The 19382-nt window shown below is 30.3% G+C and carries 17 protein-coding genes and 1 CRISPR repeat array; of the genes, 12 read left to right on the top strand and 5 right to left on the bottom strand.

Translation table 11 applies throughout. The annotated features are described in order from the left end of the window. Nucleotides 1–150: 150 nt before the first annotated feature. Both LJY17_RS14570 and LJY17_RS14575 read right to left on the bottom strand, forming a co-directional pair. Nucleotides 151–696 (bottom strand): hypothetical protein, encoded by a 546-nt coding sequence (locus tag LJY17_RS14570; protein ID WP_264544539.1) that lies wholly within the window; start codon nt 694–696, stop codon nt 151–153. Nucleotides 697–729: 33 nt separating this feature from the next. Further along, nucleotides 730–1986 carry a DUF6161 domain-containing protein gene (locus LJY17_RS14575; RefSeq protein WP_264544540.1) on the bottom strand — a complete coding sequence of 419 codons (1257 nt, stop codon included), beginning with the start codon at nt 1984–1986 and terminating at the stop codon, nt 730–732. 246 nt (nt 1987–2232) lie between these two features. On the opposite strand from LJY17_RS14575, the gene LJY17_RS14580 reads away from it, so the two are divergent. After that, nucleotides 2233–2754: a hypothetical protein gene (locus LJY17_RS14580; protein WP_264544541.1), complete on the top strand. Its 522-nt coding sequence runs from the start codon at nt 2233–2235 to the stop codon at nt 2752–2754. A gap of 1 nt (nt 2755) precedes the next feature. On the opposite strand, the gene LJY17_RS14585 is transcribed toward LJY17_RS14580, so the two are convergent. Then, nucleotides 2756–3652, bottom strand: a complete 897-nt coding sequence (locus LJY17_RS14585; protein WP_264544542.1) for a hypothetical protein — start codon at nt 3650–3652, stop codon at nt 2756–2758. 363 nt (nt 3653–4015) lie between these two features. Here LJY17_RS14585 and LJY17_RS14590 point away from each other — a divergent pair, with 363 nt between their 5' ends. From LJY17_RS14590 to LJY17_RS14635, 10 genes are all read left to right on the top strand, one after another. Beyond that, nucleotides 4016–4255 carry a hypothetical protein gene (locus tag LJY17_RS14590; protein ID WP_264544543.1) on the top strand — a complete coding sequence of 80 codons (240 nt, stop codon included), beginning with the start codon at nt 4016–4018 and terminating at the stop codon, nt 4253–4255. Between the two features lie 7 nt (nt 4256–4262). Beyond that, the gene (locus LJY17_RS14595; protein WP_264544544.1) at nt 4263–6017 is read left to right on the top strand and encodes a tetratricopeptide repeat-containing sensor histidine kinase; all 1755 of its coding nucleotides are present in this window, start codon (nt 4263–4265) and stop codon (nt 6015–6017) included. Between the two features lie 10 nt (nt 6018–6027). Next, nucleotides 6028–6696 carry a response regulator gene (locus tag LJY17_RS14600; RefSeq protein ID WP_264544545.1) on the top strand — a complete coding sequence of 223 codons (669 nt, stop codon included), beginning with the start codon at nt 6028–6030 and terminating at the stop codon, nt 6694–6696. Between the two features lie 129 nt (nt 6697–6825). Next, nucleotides 6826–7008: a hypothetical protein gene (locus LJY17_RS14605; protein WP_264544546.1), complete on the top strand. Its 183-nt coding sequence runs from the start codon at nt 6826–6828 to the stop codon at nt 7006–7008. 190 nt (nt 7009–7198) lie between these two features. Then, nucleotides 7199–7624: a hypothetical protein gene (locus LJY17_RS14610; RefSeq protein WP_264544547.1), complete on the top strand. Its 426-nt coding sequence runs from the start codon at nt 7199–7201 to the stop codon at nt 7622–7624. Between the two features lie 5 nt (nt 7625–7629). Continuing rightward, a complete protein-coding gene (locus tag LJY17_RS14615) occupies nt 7630–8040 on the top strand; it encodes an FxLYD domain-containing protein (protein WP_264544548.1) in 411 nt (136 codons plus the stop codon). A 3-nt stretch (nt 8041–8043) separates the two neighbouring features. Continuing rightward, nucleotides 8044–9096 (top strand): type I restriction endonuclease, encoded by a 1053-nt coding sequence (locus LJY17_RS14620; protein ID WP_264544549.1) that lies wholly within the window; start codon nt 8044–8046, stop codon nt 9094–9096. Between the two features lie 23 nt (nt 9097–9119). After that, complete coding sequence (locus tag LJY17_RS14625; protein WP_264544550.1) at nt 9120–9401, top strand: hypothetical protein; 282 nt, start codon at nt 9120–9122, stop codon at nt 9399–9401. 237 nt (nt 9402–9638) lie between these two features. Beyond that, a complete protein-coding gene (cas9, locus tag LJY17_RS14630) occupies nt 9639–14222 on the top strand; it encodes a type II CRISPR RNA-guided endonuclease Cas9 (RefSeq protein ID WP_264544551.1) in 4584 nt (1527 codons plus the stop codon). A 94-nt stretch (nt 14223–14316) separates the two neighbouring features. Beyond that, nucleotides 14317–16723: a CRISPR direct-repeat array (repeat unit 36 nt; unit sequence GTTGTGGTTTGATTAAAGATTAGAAAACACGATATT). A gap of 238 nt (nt 16724–16961) precedes the next feature. Continuing rightward, nucleotides 16962–17501: a transposase gene (locus LJY17_RS14635; RefSeq protein ID WP_264544552.1), complete on the top strand. Its 540-nt coding sequence runs from the start codon at nt 16962–16964 to the stop codon at nt 17499–17501. Here LJY17_RS14635 and cas2 read toward each other — a convergent pair. Both cas2 and cas1 read right to left on the bottom strand, forming a co-directional pair. Continuing rightward, a complete protein-coding gene (gene cas2 / locus LJY17_RS14640; protein WP_264544553.1) occupies nt 17493–17822 on the bottom strand; it encodes a CRISPR-associated endonuclease Cas2 in 330 nt (109 codons plus the stop codon). The genes LJY17_RS14635 and cas2 overlap by 9 nt on opposite strands. Further along, the gene (gene cas1 / locus LJY17_RS14645) at nt 17813–18697 is read right to left on the bottom strand and encodes a type II CRISPR-associated endonuclease Cas1 (RefSeq protein WP_264544554.1); all 885 of its coding nucleotides are present in this window, start codon (nt 18695–18697) and stop codon (nt 17813–17815) included. The genes cas2 and cas1 overlap by 10 nt, the downstream gene beginning before the upstream one ends. Nucleotides 18698–18801: 104 nt before the next feature. Between cas1 and LJY17_RS14650 the strand changes: the two genes are divergently transcribed. Further along, a complete protein-coding gene (locus LJY17_RS14650) occupies nt 18802–19212 on the top strand; it encodes a hypothetical protein (RefSeq protein ID WP_264544555.1) in 411 nt (136 codons plus the stop codon). Nucleotides 19213–19382: the final 170 nt, after the last annotated feature.

Below are 19382 nucleotides of genomic sequence, written 5' to 3' on the forward strand. Positions count from 1 at the left end.
TTTTTGCGCTACAAAATTACAGGATACAAGCCAGTTATGGCAAACTTATCACGATACACTTTTTCAATAAGATTCTTGTTGTTATTGTCAAGGAGCGGATGTCTTAAGCTGTTGCTGTGCTCGAGTGTAAATGCGCGTTATCGGGAGACTTTATTTTATTTTATTTAAAACAGTTAATAATTTTGGTATTTTATCAACCTGTGTTTCTGTCCAGAAAGTATAATTTAAAATTTTATCATTGTCATAACTATTTAATTTAATTGTGATTTTTCTGGTTTTTTCGTAAATGAAATATGAGAAAGTCATTTCTTTTGCTTTAAATATAAATTCTGATGATTTATCTTTAAACTTAAGTTCTAAATTTGGGACAACATTTTTTTCAACAAAAGTTATAAATTCTTCAATCTCATCGATTCCTACCCATGCTGTTTTAAATATATCTGGATTTTTAATGTACATATCGAGTTGTAAAGCATTAACTTTTTCACCGCTTTTAAGATCTATAACTTCAATAGGATAAAAATTTACATATTCACCAATTCCCGATTTAAATTCAGCTATTGTTGTCCAATCTTTGTTTATGCGTGTGAACTGAGCTTTTTCAATAAATTTTCTTGTTGATGATTCTATATTTTCCTTTTGAGAGTAAGACAGAAGCGAAAATAAGATTAGGATTAGACTGAATGATTTTTTCATTTATGTTTAATTTTATATTAGTGTTGTCATTTTCTATTTAGATATATATTTTTCCATTATTCCGCTAGGCATTGTTGGTGCAGAATCCTCTTTTAAGAGACCAGTATCAGAACGACTGAATAACGATTGTAAAATTAACTGCCTATCGTTGTCTGATACCGAAGTATCATGCTTTAAAGCTAAATAGAAGTGTGTAAGTTGTTCTCTTTCCTCAGCATCTCGAGATAAATGATAAGAACTAAATGTCAGTCTTGCCAAAATTCTTATGCAAAATGCCAATAATGAGACAATTGTAATTAAAATAATTGACCATTTAATTCCTTTCAAATTATCACTGAAAACACTTTTGAAATAATCATCACCAATAAAAAACAATAATGCAAAAAGTAATATTGCACTAATCACAGAAATTCCAATAAGTTTGTTTAGATGTTTGTTTCCTTCGTCCTTTAATTTAATGGCTCTTTTGTTCCAATAATTAGCTGGGGCTTCTAACCGTAATTTCTCACGATATAGATTTTCATTTTCCGAAACACTTTTTTTAGTTATATCAAAAAAGCTTGTGAATTCTTTTTGTGTGGTTGTAAGCCAATCATCAAATGTTATATTTTTTTCTTTTTTTAGTTCATCAACTGAATTGAAATGGTCTGTTAAATTTTCTTTAGCACCTGTAATATATTGGTTTAAATGTTGTTCAGCTTCAACAATATATTCATTATATTTTGTTCTTATTTGACCTAAACTAATTTTTTCATTGTTTCTTCTATGAGAGATTTCAGAATCAGCTTGATTTTTAAATTCATAGGCAAGTAGAACTCCTGTCAGATAATCTCTACTTGTATTTGTGCTTATTGGTTGTCCAGTTAAATAGTCAATTGTTCCTTGAGTAGAACCAATATTCTTGTTATTTATTTCAATGATAAAATCAGTTTCAGGACTATCATATGTAAAGATAAATCTTCTATTAAACCTTTCTGCTGATAAAATGTTGTTGAGTTCACTCCAAAAGGTATCAAATAAATGTTGATTCTCATTAGAAAAATCTACTATTTCTAATAACTTTGAGCGAATGCTTTCAAAATAATTTTTTGAAGAAATTAAATATTCTGGTAATTTACCAATATTGTTCCAGCCTTTGACTTGGTCATGTACAAATGCATAGATTGACTCTATTCCTTTTAATTTAATTGTTGAATCCAAATAAGGGAAATTGATAACTATTTCCAAATTGTTAAGTTTATCCTTAATTGGACTGTCAATTATTAGTTTTCTAAAATCTTTTAGTTCCATATCAATTTTTTTAATTATCTAAGACAATTAATTTCTTATATCGGAATTTTAACTGTTTTTTCAAACCTAATCATTATAAATTACTTACACAATCACTAAAATTGGTGATATTTAGCGTTTTATTTTTTAGTGTCTAAAAAAAAAAATTTTGCAAAAAAGACACACAATCTGTGTCCTTTTTTTATTTTTTCTAAAAAAGGCACAAAAGTTGTGTCTAAATAATAAAACATATAAAAAGGACACGTCATGAAAAAGCGGACTGAGGTAAAAAACATGTTGGGATTAACACAAAATGAAATGGCTATGGCTTTAGGAATTACGAGAAGTCAATGGACTATGTGCAAATCAGGACAACGTGATTTACCACTTGATGCTTTACAACAATTTTCAGTTTTATTGCAAGGTGTTCAAAAAGAGAAAACTTCTAAAACTGTGCAACATTTCATAAAAGAAGAACAACACAAAACCAACGAAAAACTAAAAGAAGCGTACGAAAACACACAAATTAAACTGTCTCGTGTACAAAAGGAAATCAACACTATCGAGAAGCAACGAACAGAGAGTTTTGCCGCACTTAAAACTGCTGAATTTTTAGAAAATCATGATGACAAATTTGGTTTAGCATCTAGTATTAGAGCTAGAGCTATAAAATCGTTACACAAATACAGTTTATATAAACTGGAAAAATTACAACTTCAAAAAGAGAATTTTGAACTGCTTAAAAACAAACTGATAAAAAGAATACATCAAGCTGATAACGAAAAATAAACTATTTTTCAATATACTTTTCTATTATATAATCAGTAATGTGATGTAGTGGTTTACCAGTTACAGGATGATATCCGGAAAAATTAAAAAATTCTAAATCACCATTACTGCCTTTACAGTACCATATTACTGCTTTCCCGTTTTTGAAATACGTTGTAGTGTCTGTTGGAGTTATTTTTCTTCGTTTGAGTAGGCTTTCATCATAAAGGATATTCAAATTCACGCTACCATTTTCTTTCGTTTCACAATCTACCTCAATATATCGATCATTTTTCCATTCTAGGCAGTCTTTGTGACGTAAATAATTGTAAAAAAGAGAAATTGTAAAAAAACTAATTAATAATAGGCCTAAAATTAGTATTGTTTTTTTTATTGATTGCTTTGAATTAGCTACATATTCATGTTTTGAAACATTACTAAAAGATAGATTCTGCAATCTACTATCTTGATTGTTTTGTAGTGATTCTTTGGGTTTCTCAATGACAGATTCTGTTTTAGGTTCAATTTTGCAATCACTGTAATCTTTATCGATTCCAATTTTTGAAAATATATGATGAGGTCTTTGTTCAAAAGATATCAAAATGGCCGCCAATTCTACTCTTACTTTTTTATCAGGATTTTTGGTTTTCCCTGTTAAAAAAGATATTATTGGTTTGAACTTATCTGTATTGGAATTATTTACAGACTTTTTTAATGATTCATTTTCCTTTGTTTCAAAAAACAACCTCATTATTTCTTCATCTGCTTTCGATACACCTTTATCAATAAGCTGAATATAATAATCTCTAACAGCTGCTGGGGATAAGTCTGAAAAAAAGCCAGTGACATCATTTTTTTTAATGATTTCGAACTCTCTCCATATAGCATTTTTATAATCTTCAAAAGTAGTTTTACTCATAAGCACTTCAAAATTTATCGGAAAAATTAGAATAATCGGAAAACTGTCTTTGTAATCTCCGAAATATCGGAAATACAGGAGCAGTCTGTCAATAGAGCGGCAAATGTGGGGCATCTTTGCTTCAGAATTAGTTCTTGCTCTATTTCGCGATATGAACAAATGTACAAAACTAGTTTAAACCAAAGTACGGTTTTCCGCATTGGAATCTGAAAAGGGAAGTATAGATAACCCTTTGTGTGAGAACCTACTTTTTTCTTCCCAAAAAAATAACAGAGTACTCTAAAAGCAATTTTAGGGATGGTTTAAAAGATTCGAAAATGATTTTCGAACGGCCAGACCTATGTAATTTTTAATTGAAGAAAAATGAAAAATTTTATATATGTTGCTGTTTGTACAGCTCTAGGTTTTAGTGCGGTATCTTGTGATACTGACAGTGTTGAAGGTATCGCTAATGGTTATGCAAATAAAAATAGTAAAGATGAAGTGTCTAATGTTACTCTTAAAGAAACAGATACAATACCTACGGATACACTTACTATAAATTTACTTACTGGACCAGGTCCTGGGGATGATGTTGTGCCTATCAAACCTCCAAAGCCTTAATTAATTTGTGAGTTTTAAAATAAGAATTAGTAAATTCGGGGAAAGAATCAATATGAATCGTTCCCCGTTTTTATTTTGTATATTTTTTTGTTTTTTATGCTTGGCTTGTAATCAGATTGATAATCAAGAGGTCAAAAAAAGTGCCGTTGATAAGGAACGCAATAAAAAAGCAATAGCCTATCAAGACAAAGCAGATACGTATTATACAAAAGCAAAATACGATAGCGCTTTTTATTACTACTCCCAAGCTAAGGTATCCTTTGACTCTATACATAACAAGGAAAACATTGCCTATTGTTTGCTTCAAATGGCAAGAGCCCAGCAAACCATGGGTGATTATTTTGGCAGTGAGGATAACTTAATAGACGCTTTGCCTTATATAAAAGGGAATAATGAATATCTTCCTGCTGCTAACAATTTACTAGGAATTTCTGCTAAGGAATTAAAAAATTATGATGAGGCACTCCTTTATTACAGTGAGGCATATCGATTAGCAAGTGATAGTTTGACCAAAGCCGTTGTGCTCAATAATATGGCTAATGTTTATACAATACAAGGGAATTATAAAAAATCGGTTAGCCTTTTGACAAAAGCTTTGAAATGGAAGTTTCTGGATACCTTACCAAAAAGGAGAGCGATTTATATGAATAACCTTGGCTATGCTTATACTAAACTTCAGGAAAAGGGGAAAGGACTAAAATTAATGCAAGATGCTCTCGCAATGAGTGATAAGGAAAATGATTCCTATGGTCGTATTGAAAGTTATCTGTATTTGTCAGAATACTATTTACCCTATAATTTACAGAAATCGAGAAGCTTTGCACAACAAGCCTATAAAGAGTCGACTAAACACAATAGTGTTGATGAACGACTGGAAGCTTTATTGTTATTAATAAAGACATCAGGGAATAATAGCGCTCTTGCCTTAAAGTATGCGGTGTTAAATGATAGTATTACCCAAGTACGAAATAGCACTAAAAGCCAATTTGCAAAAATGCATTATGATGCTCGATTGGTGAATGAAGAAAACCTAAAGCTTAAAAATGAAAAAACAGCAAATGATTTACAACTTCAAAAAAACAAAAATGAAATTAATTTCTGGAGTTTCAGTGCAATAGTATTAGTGATTATTGTCGTTTTTCTTTTCTATTACTTTAAAAACAAAAGAAAGGAAGATCGATTAAAAGCCTCATACCAAACAGAGACAAGAATTGCCAAAAAAGTACACGACGAGTTGGCTAATGATGTTTTTCATACCATGTCTTTTGTGGAAACCAAAAAAATTGAAGAACCTGAAAATAAAGAAACCTTAATTAATTTATTGGATAACCTGTATCAACGCTCCAGAAACATATCTAAAGAAAACGAATCGATAGAAACTGGGGAATCTTTTATAGAAAACTTAATCGAAATGATTAATGGTTATAAATCTGTTGAACAAAATGTTATCATTAAAAAAGATGAAAATATCAATTGGGGTAATGTGTCTGAAATTAAAAAAATAACACTATTTAGAGTTTTGCAGGAACTTTTAGTGAATATGAAAAAACACAGTCAGGCTAGTATTGTTATAGTAAGCTTTACGAACAATAAAAATGATATTACTATTGATTATTCTGATAACGGAAAGGGAATGGAAATGCAGCAGGTTAAAAAAGGCGGTATAGCGAATGCGGAAAACCGTATTCAAAACATAAACGGAAAAATTACTTTTGATGCAGCCAGTAATGGTTTAAAAGTAAAAATTAGTATTCCCAAATAAACACATAACTATGTTTTCAAAAATTTTAGTGGCTGATGACATTGATTTGAATAATATCGCAACTGAAAAAGCGGTGAGTGAATTGAATATTTCTTCGGCAGAATATGTAAAATACTGTGATGATGCACTATTAAGATTAAAAAAGGCACAAATAGAGAACGTTCCTTTTCAATTATTAATTACCGACTTGTCTTTTAAAGCGGATCATAGAGATGCTAAAATTACTTCAGGAGAACAATTGATTTCAGAAGTTAGGAAACAGTTTCCTTTACTCAAAATAATTGCCTTTTCAATTGATGACCGACCTCATAAAATTAAAAAGTTACTCCATGATTATGGTATCGAAGGTTATGTGGTTAAACATCGTAATACCTCTAGCGAACTTAAAAAAGCGATAGAAACAGTTTGGGGCGGCAAGGAAAAATACATTTCACCTTCTGTAGAACACGCGTTGCAAGATAAAACAACTTCAGAAATTGATGATTATGATATTCAACTGCTTACTCAATTATCATTAGGCATTCCTCAAGAAAATATGGAAGCCAAGTTCAAAGAATTAAATATTACTCCCAATAGTAAAAGTACTATCGAAAAAAGAATCTCTAAACTTAAAGATTATTTTCATGCCAATAATACTATTCACCTAGTAGCGATAGCTAAAGATATGGGGTTAGTGTAGTCTTTATTGTTATAACTTATTTCAAACCTGCAATTTTTTGCAGGTTTTTTTATGTGTTACGGTTTCCCGTAAGGAATTGGTTTTTAATGGTAGTAGGTTTGATTAACAAAGTTTTAAATTATAAAGATTATGAGAAAAATGTTTGCAATCCCATTAGTAATGTTAATGGTTATAGCTGTTTCAGCTCAAGAAAAGAAAACCAAGACTTATAAGCAATCACGTAGTGCAGAAACTGGAAGATATGTAACTAAAAAGGAAGCTAAATCAAATCCAAGTACTACATATACTACAACGAGAAAGGAAAAAGATTAAAGAAATGATAAACGATTTAAAAAAGCTCTTAAATAAAGAACAAGATCCAAAAGCAGTATAAAAGCTTTTAGGAAAGGTGATTAGTCTACTTACAATAATCAAAGTGTAGTTTGGGAATTAATTCAATATGCTTAATTAAAACCACTGGATGTTTGTTCATATAAATAACTAATGATTTTTATATAAAATTATGAAAAACCTTTTTCCTTTTCTATCAGTCTTTTTAGGAGGTTTTATATATGTTTCTTTTAGAGTAGAATCATTAAAAATGTTTTCATGGTTCAATGCAATTGGTTTATCTAAAGTAATTCTAGCAATAAGAAACTTTACAATAAATAATGACATGTTAATCCCTAATTGGATAAAATTTTCATTACCAGATGGTTTATGGTTGTTTTCATTCATTAGTTTGATGCTTGTTGCATGGAAGAATGAAGTCAATTCAAGTAATCTATTTTGGTTTATTGGGCTTCCATTAATTGCTTTATTATCAGAAATAGCACAAAGTATCTCGATTGTATCAGGAACTTTTGATTGGATTGATATAGTAATGTACTTAGTCGGATTTTTTATGCCATTTATAATCAACAAAAAAATAATAACAATTAATTTATAATAATTATGAAGAAAAGAATACAACATTTAATATCTGCATTTGTTTTAACAGGTTTTCTATTTATGGCTTTTGGGAGTGATAATGATAAAACAGAAAGTGGAAAAGCTTCAAGTTCATCGGAATCTAGTACAAACTCAGAAAAAAAGCCAGATGTTGAAATACTTAAGCATGATGCGACTTTTGAAGAAAGTATGGATTCATATACAATCCACTGTAGAGTTAGAAACAATACAGATAAGTTAATTAATTATGTAGATATTAAGGCTACGTTTTATGATAAAGATGGAAACATTGTTGGAACAGGTTTAGGTAATGCGGCAAACTTTGCTGCTGGAGCGGAAAAAACCATAGACGTCATGGGAGTGGATATTCAAAATTGTGAAAAATATGAAGTTCAAATCAATAATCAATTTTAAATCATGGAACTTCAAACACAACTCAAGCAATTAGCGGATAAAATTCACCAGCTTAAAGACAAAATTGAAACGGAAGAATCGACTAAGCATGCTTTTGTACTTCCGTTTATAAATCTATTAGGTTACGATACTTTCAATCCAACCGAAGTAGTGCCAGAATATACCGCCGATTTAGGTATCAAAAAAGGAGAGAAAGTAGATTACGCAATTGTTCAAAACGGCGAACCTATTATGATTATTGAATGCAAGAACTGGAAAGAGAATCTTACGGTTCATGGATCACAGCTGTTCAGGTATTTTCATGTTAGTAAAACTCGTTTTGCATTGTTGACCAACGGTATACAGTATCAGTTTTTTACCGATTTAGACGAGAAAAACAAAATGGACGAAAAGCCATTTTTTGAATTCGACATGGCATCATTGAAAGACAGTGCTGTCAATGAGATAGCCAAGTTTCACAAATCCAATTTTGATATCAATAAGATTTTGGATAATGCCAGTTCGCTCAAATACATCAAGGAAATCCGAAAGCAAATTGATATAGAAATAGAAAAGCCTTCCACGGAATTTGTCCGCTTATTTACCTCAAAAGTGTATAACGGCAGATTGACCGAAAAAGTCATGGAAGAATTCACAGAGTTAGTGCAAAAGGCTTTTGGTCAGCTGATAGGAGAAAAAATCAATGAGCGACTGCATTTTGCTCTAAACAAAGAAGTCATCATACAAGAAAAAGATCAAATTGAAGAGCCTGAAGCTACTCGAGTAAATACAACTGATGAAGAATTAGAAGCGTATAGAATCGTAGTAGCTATTTTGAGAAGAAAGGTTACTACTAACCGAATTGTGCACAGGGATACTCAATCGTATTTCGGTATACTGTTAGATGACAACAATCGTAAACCACTTTGTAGACTACATCTTAACGGTGGGAAAAAGTATATTGGATTATTCAATAACGACAAAAATGAAAATCGACAACCAATAGAAAGTATTGACGATATCTATTTATTCGAACAAGAATTGTTGGATACTGTTGGATTGTATGAAGTGGAGTAATTAATAATTAAAAGATAAAAGTTATGGGAAATTTTACTAATGCAGATTTAGTTTACGATGATTATTCTCCTACTGTTGATGGTGGTGACAATCCAAAATACATTGGAGTTTTAGACAGACAAAAAGTGGATAAAACAGAAGAATATGAAGTGGTTTACTTTTGTAATCAATTTTTGAACAAGCATAAGTTAACCAATAAGGCATTATTTCAAAAAGTTGAAAAATTACTTCGTGATAAAGAAATCAAAGATGTAGATGATCGTGAAGAATTAATAAAATGGATTGAAAAGAATTGGAACAAATAGATAAAGCTTGAATCTTTTATAGAACACCCATAAGGGTGTTTTTTTTATATAAAAAAGTCCCACCGAAGCAGGACTAAAGATTTTCATCTACGGCATATAGCCTTATTGTGATAAGATTAAAGATTAGAATAAAATTATCTATCACAAATATAGGCAAAACAATTTTATAAAAGTTTACGGTTTTCCACATTTTAAACAAAAAACTTTTCCTTATTTTTAGTTACAAAATAAACAAACATGGCAAGAATACTAGGTTTAGATTTAGGAACAAACTCGATAGGGTGGGCGATTATAGATACTGAAAATGAAGGCAAGGAGCAAATTATTGATAAAGGAGTTAGGATATTTTCAGAAGGAGTTAAGTCAGAAAAAGGAATTGAAAGTTCTCGTGCTTCTGAAAGAACAGCTTACAGAAGTGCAAGAAAAATAAAGTACCGAAGAAAATTAAGGAAATACGAAACTCTAAAAATTCTCTCTTTAAATGGAATGTGTCCTTTGTCGATTGAAGAAGTTGAAGACTGGAAAAAATCAGGTTTTAAAAAATATCCGCTTAATCCTGAATTCCTGAAATGGTTACGAACTGATGAAGTTGAAAATAAAAATCCTTATGTTTTTAGGGATAGAGCCAGTAAACAAAAAGTAGCTTTATTTGAGCTTGGACGAGCTTTCTACCATATTGCCCAAAGAAGGGGTTTTTTGAGCAACAGACTTGACCAATCAGCAGAAGGAGTTTTTGAAGAACATAATCCTCAAATTCAGTCGTTAATTGAAGATTTGGATACAACAAATTTAATTTTGGAAGAATTAAAAAGTTATTTTATAAATCTTGGAATTATCGATGAAACCGTAAAAGGTGGATTTAAAAAAGATTTGGACGAAGGAGAAGGCAAATTGAAAAAGTTATATACTTCATTGATAGCAATAACTAAAAAGAATGAAGATGATATTGAGAAATGTAAAGAAGAACTCATTGCCAGATTAAATAAAAAAGATGATTTAGGAAAAGTAAAAGGAAAAATCAAAGACATTTCACAAGCTATGCTTGATGGAAATTTTAAAACATTAGGACAATACTTTTACAGTCTTTACAACAAAGGGGAAATCAGAAATCAATATACTTCAAGAGAGGAACATTATCTTAAAGAATTTGAAATAATTTGTGAAGTTCAGGGAATTGAAGGAATTGATAATACCGAAAAATTACCCGAAAAGAAATTTACAGGTTTAGCCAAAGATTTGTATAAAGCCATTTTCTTTCAGCGACCATTAAAATCACAGAAAGGCTTGATTGGAAAGTGCTCTTTTGAAAAAAGCAAATCACGTTGCGCTATCTCTCATCCGGATTTTGAGGAGTACAGAATGTGGACGTATTTGAACACCATAAAGATTGGAACCCAAAGTGAAAAAACATTGCGTTTTCTGACACAAGAAGAGAAATTGAAATTGATTCCGAAATTCTACAGAAAGAACGATTTTAATTTTGAAGTTTTAGCTAAAGAACTTGTTGAAAAAGGAGCGAGTTTCGGCTATTACAAATCTTCAAAAAAGAATGAGTTTTTTTATTGGTTTAACTACAAACCAACAGACAGTGTTTCGGCTTGCCAGGTTTCTGCTTCATTGAAAAATACTGTCGGGGATGATTGGAAAACAAAAATATTCACGTATCAAACACTAAATGCTAAAAAAGAAGAAGTAACCAAAACAGTTGATTACAAAGATTTATGGCATTTGCTTTCTGTTTCGACTTCGGATATTTATTTATATGAATATGCAAAAGAAAAATTAGGATTAGATGATAAAAGTGCAAAAGCTTTTAGTAAAATAAAATTGAAAAAGGATTTTGCCAGTTTGAGTTTATCTGCAATCACTAAAATTTTGCCTTATCTAAAAGAAGGGCTTTTGTATTCTCACGCCGTATTTATGGCAAACATTTCAACTATTGTGGATGCCGAAATTTGGAAGGATGTTGAACAGAGAAACTATATTCAAAATAAAATCGCAGAAATTATTGAAAATTACACTTTTGAAAAAGGTTTGTTGGAAGTTGTTAATGGTTTAATAAAAGAATATAAAACTGAAAATGAAGATGGTAAAAAAGTATATTATTCAAATGAAGCAGAACCAGAATTTGCAAATGATTTGAAGAAAAAATTACTTGTTTTTTACAAATCAAATAAGATGGAGGATGAAAGAGAGCAACAAGCCATTTTCAATCATTTGTTACCAATTTTTATTGAACAATTAAAGAAATATGAGTTCATCAAAATAAAGAGATTAGATGAAAAAGTTTTAGAATTTCTGAAAGGAGAAAATGAAACTGGTCAAGTATTTTGTAGTGAAGAAAAAGGAACAGACCAAGAGAAGGAAAAGAAAGTAAATAATAGGCTAAAAAAACTATATCATCCATCAGATATCGAGGTTTTCAAAAAGAAAATTATCAAAGATGAGTTTGGAAATGAAAAAGTAGTTTTAGGAAGCCCTTTGACTTCATCCATTAAAAATCCTATGGCAATGCGAGCTTTGCACCAATTGCGAAAAGTTTTGAATACGCTTATTCTTGAAGGAGAAGTTGACGAAAATACAAGAATTCACATTGAGATGGCTCGTGAATTGAATGATGCGAATCGAAGAAAGGGAATTCAGGATTATCAAAAAGAAAGAGAAGAATTATATAAAATTTATGAATCAAAAATTAAAGAACTCTATCAAATAAAGACAGGTAATGAATTAGTAATCGTCACCAATGAGGATTTACAAAGATTTGAATCAGCTTTACAACAAACTAAAGATGGAAGACTGATTACTAAAGAAGAACTTTTAAAATACAAGATTTGGGAAGAGCAAAATCATATTTGTGTTTATACAGGAAGAACAATCAGTATAGATAGTTTTTTGGGTTCAGATCCAAAATTTGATATTGAGCATACAATACCAAGAAGTATTTCACAAGATAATTCATTGATGAACAAAACACTTTGTGATAAAGATTTTAATAGAACAATTAAAGGTAAAAAAATGCCAATAGAATTATCTAATTACAATGATATTTTGCCAAGAATTCAGCATTGGAAAAAAGAGGCAGAAAAATTAGATGATGAAATAAAACTTATTACTAAACAAATAAAAGTAGCATCAACTAAAGAAATAAAAGATAAAAAAATAAGAAGAAGACATTATTTGACTTTAAAACGAGATTATCTTCAAGGAAAATATGATAGATTTATTTGGAAAGAACCAAAGGTTGGATTCAAAAACAGCCAAATCCCGGATACAGGAATTATTACCAAATATGCGCAAGCTTATTTAAAATCGTATTTTAAAAGAGTGGAAAGCGTAAAAGGTGGAATGGTTGCCGAATTTAGAAAACAATGGGGAATTCAGGAAAGTTATATTGATGAAAACGGATTCAAGCAATACAAAGAAAAAGACCGAAGTAAACATACACACCATACAATTGATGCCATAACGATTGCCTGTATGACCAAAGACAAATACGATGTTTTGGCTCACGCATGGAGATTGGAAGACGAGCAAAACAAAAAAGAGGCAAAAGCTATAATTGAACAAGCAAAACCCTGGAAGACCTTCAAAGAAGATTTGCTGAAAATTGAGGATGAAATTTTAGTTTCGCATTTCACTCCTGACAATGTTAAAAAACAGTCTAAAAAAATTATTAGAGTTCGTGGAAAAAAGCAATATGTAGCCGAAATAGAGCGTGATGAAAAAGGAAAAGCAATACCAAAAAAAGATGCTAATGGGAAAGTAATTTACAAGTTAAACGAAAAAGGAGAAAAAATTCCAAGATTGCATCAAGGTGACACAGTAAGAGGTTCTTTGCATTTAGCAGGAAATTATGGAGCAATAAAACAGCCTGAGTTAGATGAGTTCACAAATAAACCGAAGCATACATCAAACGGAACTTTTATTTTAAAAAAAGACATAAAAGGGAATGATGTAATTAATTTTGTTGAGAGGAAAGCTTTGACAAAATTATCAGATAATGATATTAAAAATATTGTTGATCCTGTTGTTGCTCAAAAAATTCAAAAAGCTGTCGAAGAAGGCAAAATAACTTTTAAAACAATTTTAGGAAAAAAAGTTGCTGTAATTAAAGAAGGAACTACTATTTGGATGAGAGAGCCAAATGAGGAGAAAAATTTAGTTGGGATTCCAATCAATAAGGTTCGTGTTTTCGTTCCAAATGTTAAAAACCCTTTAGAGATAAAAAAACATAGCCTTTTATCTAAATCTCGTTTTGAACATAAACAAGTGATTTATGCGCAGAATGATGAGAATTATGCAATGGCTATATATGAGTTAGATGGTAAACGAGATTTCGAATTGATTAATAATTTCAGTTTAGTAAAATTAATTAAACAAGGTCAAGGGAATTATCCTTTATCTAAAGAAAAAGAAATTCAAGGTAAAAAAGTACAAATTCCAATAGTAAAAAGTAATAACCGTGATGTCGTTTTAAAAAGAGGACAACAAGTTGTTTTTTATGATAAAGAAACGGAAACTCCGAAAGATATTACGGAAATTATTGATTTAAAAGGAAGGATTTACATTATTGAAGGGTTGTCAATTCAAAGAATAGTTAGGCCATCAGGAAAAATTGATGAATATGGGGTAATCATGTTAAGATATTTTAAAGAAGCTAGAAAATCAGATGATATTAAAAAAGATAATTTTAAACCTGATGGTACTTTTAAATTAGGAGAAAATAAACCAACAAGAAAAATGAATCATAATCAATTTTCGGCTTTTGTTGAAGGAATTGATTTTAAAGTATTGCCATCAGGAAAATTTCAAAAAATATAAAAAAGAGAATAGGTTCTTTGACATAAGATTTTCATAGTCTTAAACAGCCAAACCACAACGAAAAATCTTTTGATTTTCTGCTAATGGATTTTAAGTTGTGGTTTGATTAAAGATTAGAGAACACGATATTAGAGCTTCAAGCAGAAAAGAAAACAGCAAAGTTGTGGTTTGATTAAAGATTAGAGAACACGATATTATCTTTGCAAACTAACTGAATTTGTAAATAGTTGTGGTTTGATTAAAGATTAGAGAACACGATATTCTCGAGAAGTTCGAGAAAGGTCAGGAGCGAGTTGTGGTTTGATTAAAGATTAGAGAACACGATATTCCTCTATAATTGATTTTGTTTGCTAAATCAGTTGTGGTTTGATTAAAGATTAGAGAACACGATATTGTAACTCTTTTCTTGAGAAGTTCTCAAATGTTGTGGTTTGATTAAAGATTAGAGAACACGATATTTAGAAAATGATTTAGAAGCTTTTATGCCAAGTTGTGGTTTGATTAAAGATTAGAGAACACGATATTTCTTTTCGTCATCATATACCGCGCCGCCCGTTGTGGTTTGATTAAAGATTAGAAAACACGATATTTTGATTGCCTTGTACCTCCTGTAGAGACTCGTTGTGGTTTGATTAAAGATTAGAAAACACGATATTGAAATAGTGTAATGGTAACATAATGGTCTCGTTGTGGTTTGATTAAAGATTAGAAAACACGATATTTACCGAAGAATAGCATCTCTTAAATTTAGAGTTGTGGTTTGATTAAAGATTAGAAAACACGATATTATCAATAAAAAACATTTGTTTCAAGGATTAGTTGTGGTTTGATTAAAGATTAGAAAACACGATATTATTTATTTTATAAAGCTGGAGTCCCATTAGGTTGTGGTTTGATTAAAGATTAGAAAACACGATATTTTTTTCTAACTGAACATCTTCAAGGAATAGTTGTGGTTTGATTAAAGATTAGAAAACACGATATTTATGTGGGTAAAAAGCTATAGGATTGCCTGGTTGTGGTTTGATTAAAGATTAGAAAACACGATATTTCAATGTACATATCCTTTGTTAAGCATAGGGTTGTGGTTTGATTAAAGATTAGAAAACACGATATTCTTCGGTAGATTTTCAATTAAAGCAAGAGGGTTGTGGTTTGATTAAAGATTAGAAAACACGATATTCCATGCTGTTGCGTTTGTTGTGATACCAGTGTTGTGGTTTGATTAAAGATTAGAAAACACGATATTGTTTATGAAAAAGTTGAAACTCAAAGAACAGTTGTGGTTTGATTAAAGATTAGAAAACACGATATTTGCAATTCGACATAATTAGATAACCCAAGTGTTGTGGTTTGATTAAAGATTAGAAAACACGATATTATTTTTGTTTTGTTTAATTTAATAATCCTGGTTGTGGTTTGATTAAAGATTAGAAAACACGATATTTCTGTGTCATCAGCACCATAGATAATTGAGGTTGTGGTTTGATTAAAGATTAGAAAACACGATATTTTTGAAATGCCTTTCCAACCACCTAATCAAGTTGTGGTTTGATTAAAGATTAGAAAACACGATATTACTGTCGTATTTTTCCGTTACTATTTACAGTTGTGGTTTGATTAAAGATTAGAAAACACGATATTGTTTTATTATTTTTACAACATGATACTAGCGTTGTGGTTTGATTAAAGATTAGAAAACACGATATTGCGTATTATGAAAGTGAATTTAATCCAACGGTTGTGGTTTGATTAAAGATTAGAAAACACGATATTCAAGGGTTTAAAAAGAAAGAATTTTGTAAAGTTGTGGTTTGATTAAAGATTAGAAAACACGATATTGGAGTAAATCAAAGAAAGAACAAAAAGAAGGTTGTGGTTTGATTAAAGATTAGAAAACACGATATTTTCTTCTTGTATCTCTAATGCGATAGTCTTGTTGTGGTTTGATTAAAGATTAGAAAACACGATATTTTAGCATATAAAATAAGCACTAAAGAACCAGTTGTGGTTTGATTAAAGATTAGAAAACACGATATTTCTTCGTAAAAAGTATATGCGTATTCTTTGTTGTGGTTTGATTAAAGATTAGAAAACACGATATTGAAAACTGGGTACGAATAACAGAAACAGAAGTTGTGGTTTGATTAAAGATTAGAAAACACGATATTTTGGCGTAATAAGTGGAGAATTTACGGTTTGTTGTGGTTTGATTAAAGATTAGAAAACACGATATTTGTTTGTGCTTTCTCTAACTTCTCAACATCGTTGTGGTTTGATTAAAGATTAGAAAACACGATATTAAAGTAAGCCAAAAGTTTAGATTTAAAAACGTTGTGGTTTGATTAAAGATTAGAAAACACGATATTCATTTAACAAGATACTACGTTCTACTACTGGTTGTGGTTTGATTAAAGATTAGAAAACACGATATTCAATGCAAAATTCAAAAGATGATGAAATGTGTTGTGGTTTGATTAAAGATTAGAAAACACGATATTAGTTGAGTTGTTATCTTCTGATATTTAAGTGTTTATATTAAAATATCGTAATAAAAAATGCTTCTTTTTTGCAGTGATAAGGCAAGATTGAGGTATTTTTTTATTTTCATTGTTGGAAGATAGCCCGCAAGCTTATTCTTTTGATGATAAATCATTCTTAAAATTTTGATTTTTAAATTCAAAAAGCAATAAATTTATCTCAGTATTCTATAAAAGCCTTTTAAAATTTATATTCGCCATGAAAAATCGTAAAAGAAATCGAATGTCTGGATTCGATTATTCCAGCAATAATTTATATTTTATCACGAATTGTGTAAAAAATAATTTGTGTTGTTTTGGTAATGTGATTCCCGTAGGGACAGGTCGCGACCTGTCCGTCCAACATCCCGATAATAATTCCCAAAATATTATCATGCAATTGAATGAATATGGCGCAATTGTAAAAAATAAAATTGAATGGTTAGAATTGCAATATCCTTATGTAGCGATTCATAATTATGTAATCATGCCCAATCATTTTCATTTAATTTTAGAAATCGATAGTAATAAAATAAAAGTTAAAGAAGTTAAAATAAAATCTGTTTCAAGTTTGATGGGAGCCTTAAAAACGACAACCTCAAAGCAAATACATAATTTAGGATTTGTTGATTTTGCTTGGCATCGTTCTTTTCACGATCATATTATTAGAGACGAAAAACAATTTTTTTACATTACAAGCTATATTGATAATAACCCTCAAAAATGGTTTCAAGATAAATTTTTTAATGCCCTAAAATAATTCCAATTGTGTAGGCTGAGGCTCTTTGGGTATTGCTGCCTTGCCCCAAAAATTCAAGATATTACCAAATTGCTTGTCGGTTATTCGCAATACTGAAACTTTTCCTAAAGGGGGGAGCAATTTGTGAATTCGTTTCTCATGAACATCTGCACTTTCGCCGCTAGCACAATGTCTAATATATACCGAATATTGCATCATGCTAAAACCATCCTTCAACAAATTGTTTCGAAAGCCTGAGGCATTTTTTCTATCCTTTTTAGTTTCTGTTGGCAAATCAAAAAATACAAATAACCACATAATTCGGTATCCATTTAGCTCCATAGTTTTGGATATTTTATCTTTTTCCGTTCCCCAGTAAAACATTGCTGCAATGAACTAGCCGTTTTTTGTAATGCAACCATTAATGGACTTTTTTCTTCTTTGAAATAAACTGTTCGAGTTAGAATTTGTAATAGTTCGGACTTTATTTCTGTATTTAATTCTTGCTCTCGGTATTGTTGCATTATTTCGTATACTTTTTCATCTACAATAGGTCGAAAAGGTTCCATAATATCATCTGCAAGTGCAAAAGCATTGTATTTGCTTTTATGATGAATTCCTAACGTATTTAAAAGACCACTTCCTGAAAGTGCTCTTGCAGTTGCGGCTCTGAGCAATGCATAACCATAGTTCAAAAAATTATTAGGATAATCACCAAAACGCTCTCTTTTAAATTGATGTTCAAAAAAGGTTTTCCAATAAAAATTTGCAGCAACTCCTTCCATATTAGAAGTATCACCACTCAAAACCTTGGATGCTAAAAAGTCAAAATTATTTTTCTTTGCCGTAATTTTTTCTAACAATATTCCCTGGTTGGTAATTTTCTCTACTATCGTTTGTTGCCAAAGTTGTTTTTTTAAAGGGAGACTTGCCTCTATTTGATTTTTAAATATTTCTTGTTGAATGTGATGACTATTTAGATTTAAGAATAATCCATTAGGCAAGTGATTTTTGCCACAAATTATAACAGAGGAATTGTTTTCAATTAACAAGTTTAATGCAGGCAGACTAATATATGTTTCTTGATTGTCAATAACTAAAAAGCCGATGTCTTCTATTGAAATTGTTCCTTTTCTATGTTCATTTTCAATAACTAATTGATTTAGTTTTGTAGTAATTGAGCTTTTATTTTCTATTAATATGGCTTTCTTTAACATTAGATAAAAATTAATGGTAATTTAATTCTTAAAAGTGATTGGTTTTTACGGTTTTCCGTATCCATAATATTCTGTGTTCTCTTACTTTTGAAATAAAACTAAATATGATTAAAAAATTACTTTTTATAACTTTCATAGGTTTAGTTACAGTTTCTTGTAAACAAGAGACCCCAAAACCAAAAGAGAAAATTGTTCCGTTTGTAGAAAAAATCCTCCCAGAAGATATAAAAACAATTACGCCCGAGGAAGCACAGACATTTCATAAAAATCCTGAGCGGAAGTATGAATACAGAACAGGAACTTATAATAATTATGAATACGATTATGACGTGATAGGTTCAGATAGTCTAAAAAATCATGTGAAAGGAAATGTAATTGTGAAAGGAAAGTATGGAGCAGGTATGCTTACTGATTCGCTGGGAAGAGTATTTGATGTGGAGGTAGAATGGACAGGCTATGATATGCTTAAAGGCAAGGATAAAAGAGGAAATACATATACCCTGAAGACAGAATAGTGCTACTTTCAGGATTAACTTAATATTTATACGCCATGAAATTAATTTGTTTGCTATTATTATGTATTACTTTTCATTCTGCTGATGAAAAAGTTTATGTTTGTTTTTCAAAAGGAGCCTCAAGATATCACTATAAAGAACATTGTAGAGGATTAAGTGCCTGTAAGCAT

It is taken from the genome of Flavobacterium hankyongi (genome assembly GCF_036840915.1).
In the GTDB taxonomy this organism is placed as follows: Bacteria; Bacteroidota; Bacteroidia; order Flavobacteriales; family Flavobacteriaceae; genus Flavobacterium; species Flavobacterium hankyongi.

Excerpts from the sequence above, each read along its gene's own strand:
- LJY17_RS14610 (WP_264544547.1), top strand. The coding sequence starts at position 7,199 with ATGAAAAACCTTTTTCCTTTTCTATCAGTCTTTTTAGGAGGTTTTATA.
- cas1 (WP_264544554.1), bottom strand. The coding sequence starts at position 18,697 with ATGTTAAAGAAAGCCATATTAATAGAAAATAAAAGCTCAATTACTACA.
- LJY17_RS14585 (WP_264544542.1), bottom strand. The coding sequence starts at position 3,652 with ATGAGTAAAACTACTTTTGAAGATTATAAAAATGCTATATGGAGAGAG.
- cas2 (WP_264544553.1), bottom strand. The coding sequence starts at position 17,822 with ATGGAGCTAAATGGATACCGAATTATGTGGTTATTTGTATTTTTTGAT.
- LJY17_RS14600 (WP_264544545.1), top strand. The coding sequence starts at position 6,028 with ATGTTTTCAAAAATTTTAGTGGCTGATGACATTGATTTGAATAATATC.
- LJY17_RS14605 (WP_264544546.1), top strand. The coding sequence starts at position 6,826 with ATGAGAAAAATGTTTGCAATCCCATTAGTAATGTTAATGGTTATAGCT.
- cas9 (WP_264544551.1), top strand. The coding sequence starts at position 9,639 with ATGGCAAGAATACTAGGTTTAGATTTAGGAACAAACTCGATAGGGTGG.
- LJY17_RS14615 (WP_264544548.1), top strand. The coding sequence starts at position 7,630 with ATGAAGAAAAGAATACAACATTTAATATCTGCATTTGTTTTAACAGGT.
- LJY17_RS14570 (WP_264544539.1), bottom strand. The coding sequence starts at position 696 with ATGAAAAAATCATTCAGTCTAATCCTAATCTTATTTTCGCTTCTGTCT.
- LJY17_RS14650 (WP_264544555.1), top strand. The coding sequence starts at position 18,802 with ATGATTAAAAAATTACTTTTTATAACTTTCATAGGTTTAGTTACAGTT.
- LJY17_RS14620 (WP_264544549.1), top strand. The coding sequence starts at position 8,044 with ATGGAACTTCAAACACAACTCAAGCAATTAGCGGATAAAATTCACCAG.
- LJY17_RS14625 (WP_264544550.1), top strand. The coding sequence starts at position 9,120 with ATGGGAAATTTTACTAATGCAGATTTAGTTTACGATGATTATTCTCCT.
- LJY17_RS14635 (WP_264544552.1), top strand. The coding sequence starts at position 16,962 with ATGAAAAATCGTAAAAGAAATCGAATGTCTGGATTCGATTATTCCAGC.
- LJY17_RS14590 (WP_264544543.1), top strand. The coding sequence starts at position 4,016 with ATGAAAAATTTTATATATGTTGCTGTTTGTACAGCTCTAGGTTTTAGT.
- LJY17_RS14580 (WP_264544541.1), top strand. The coding sequence starts at position 2,233 with ATGAAAAAGCGGACTGAGGTAAAAAACATGTTGGGATTAACACAAAAT.
- LJY17_RS14575 (WP_264544540.1), bottom strand. The coding sequence starts at position 1,986 with ATGGAACTAAAAGATTTTAGAAAACTAATAATTGACAGTCCAATTAAG.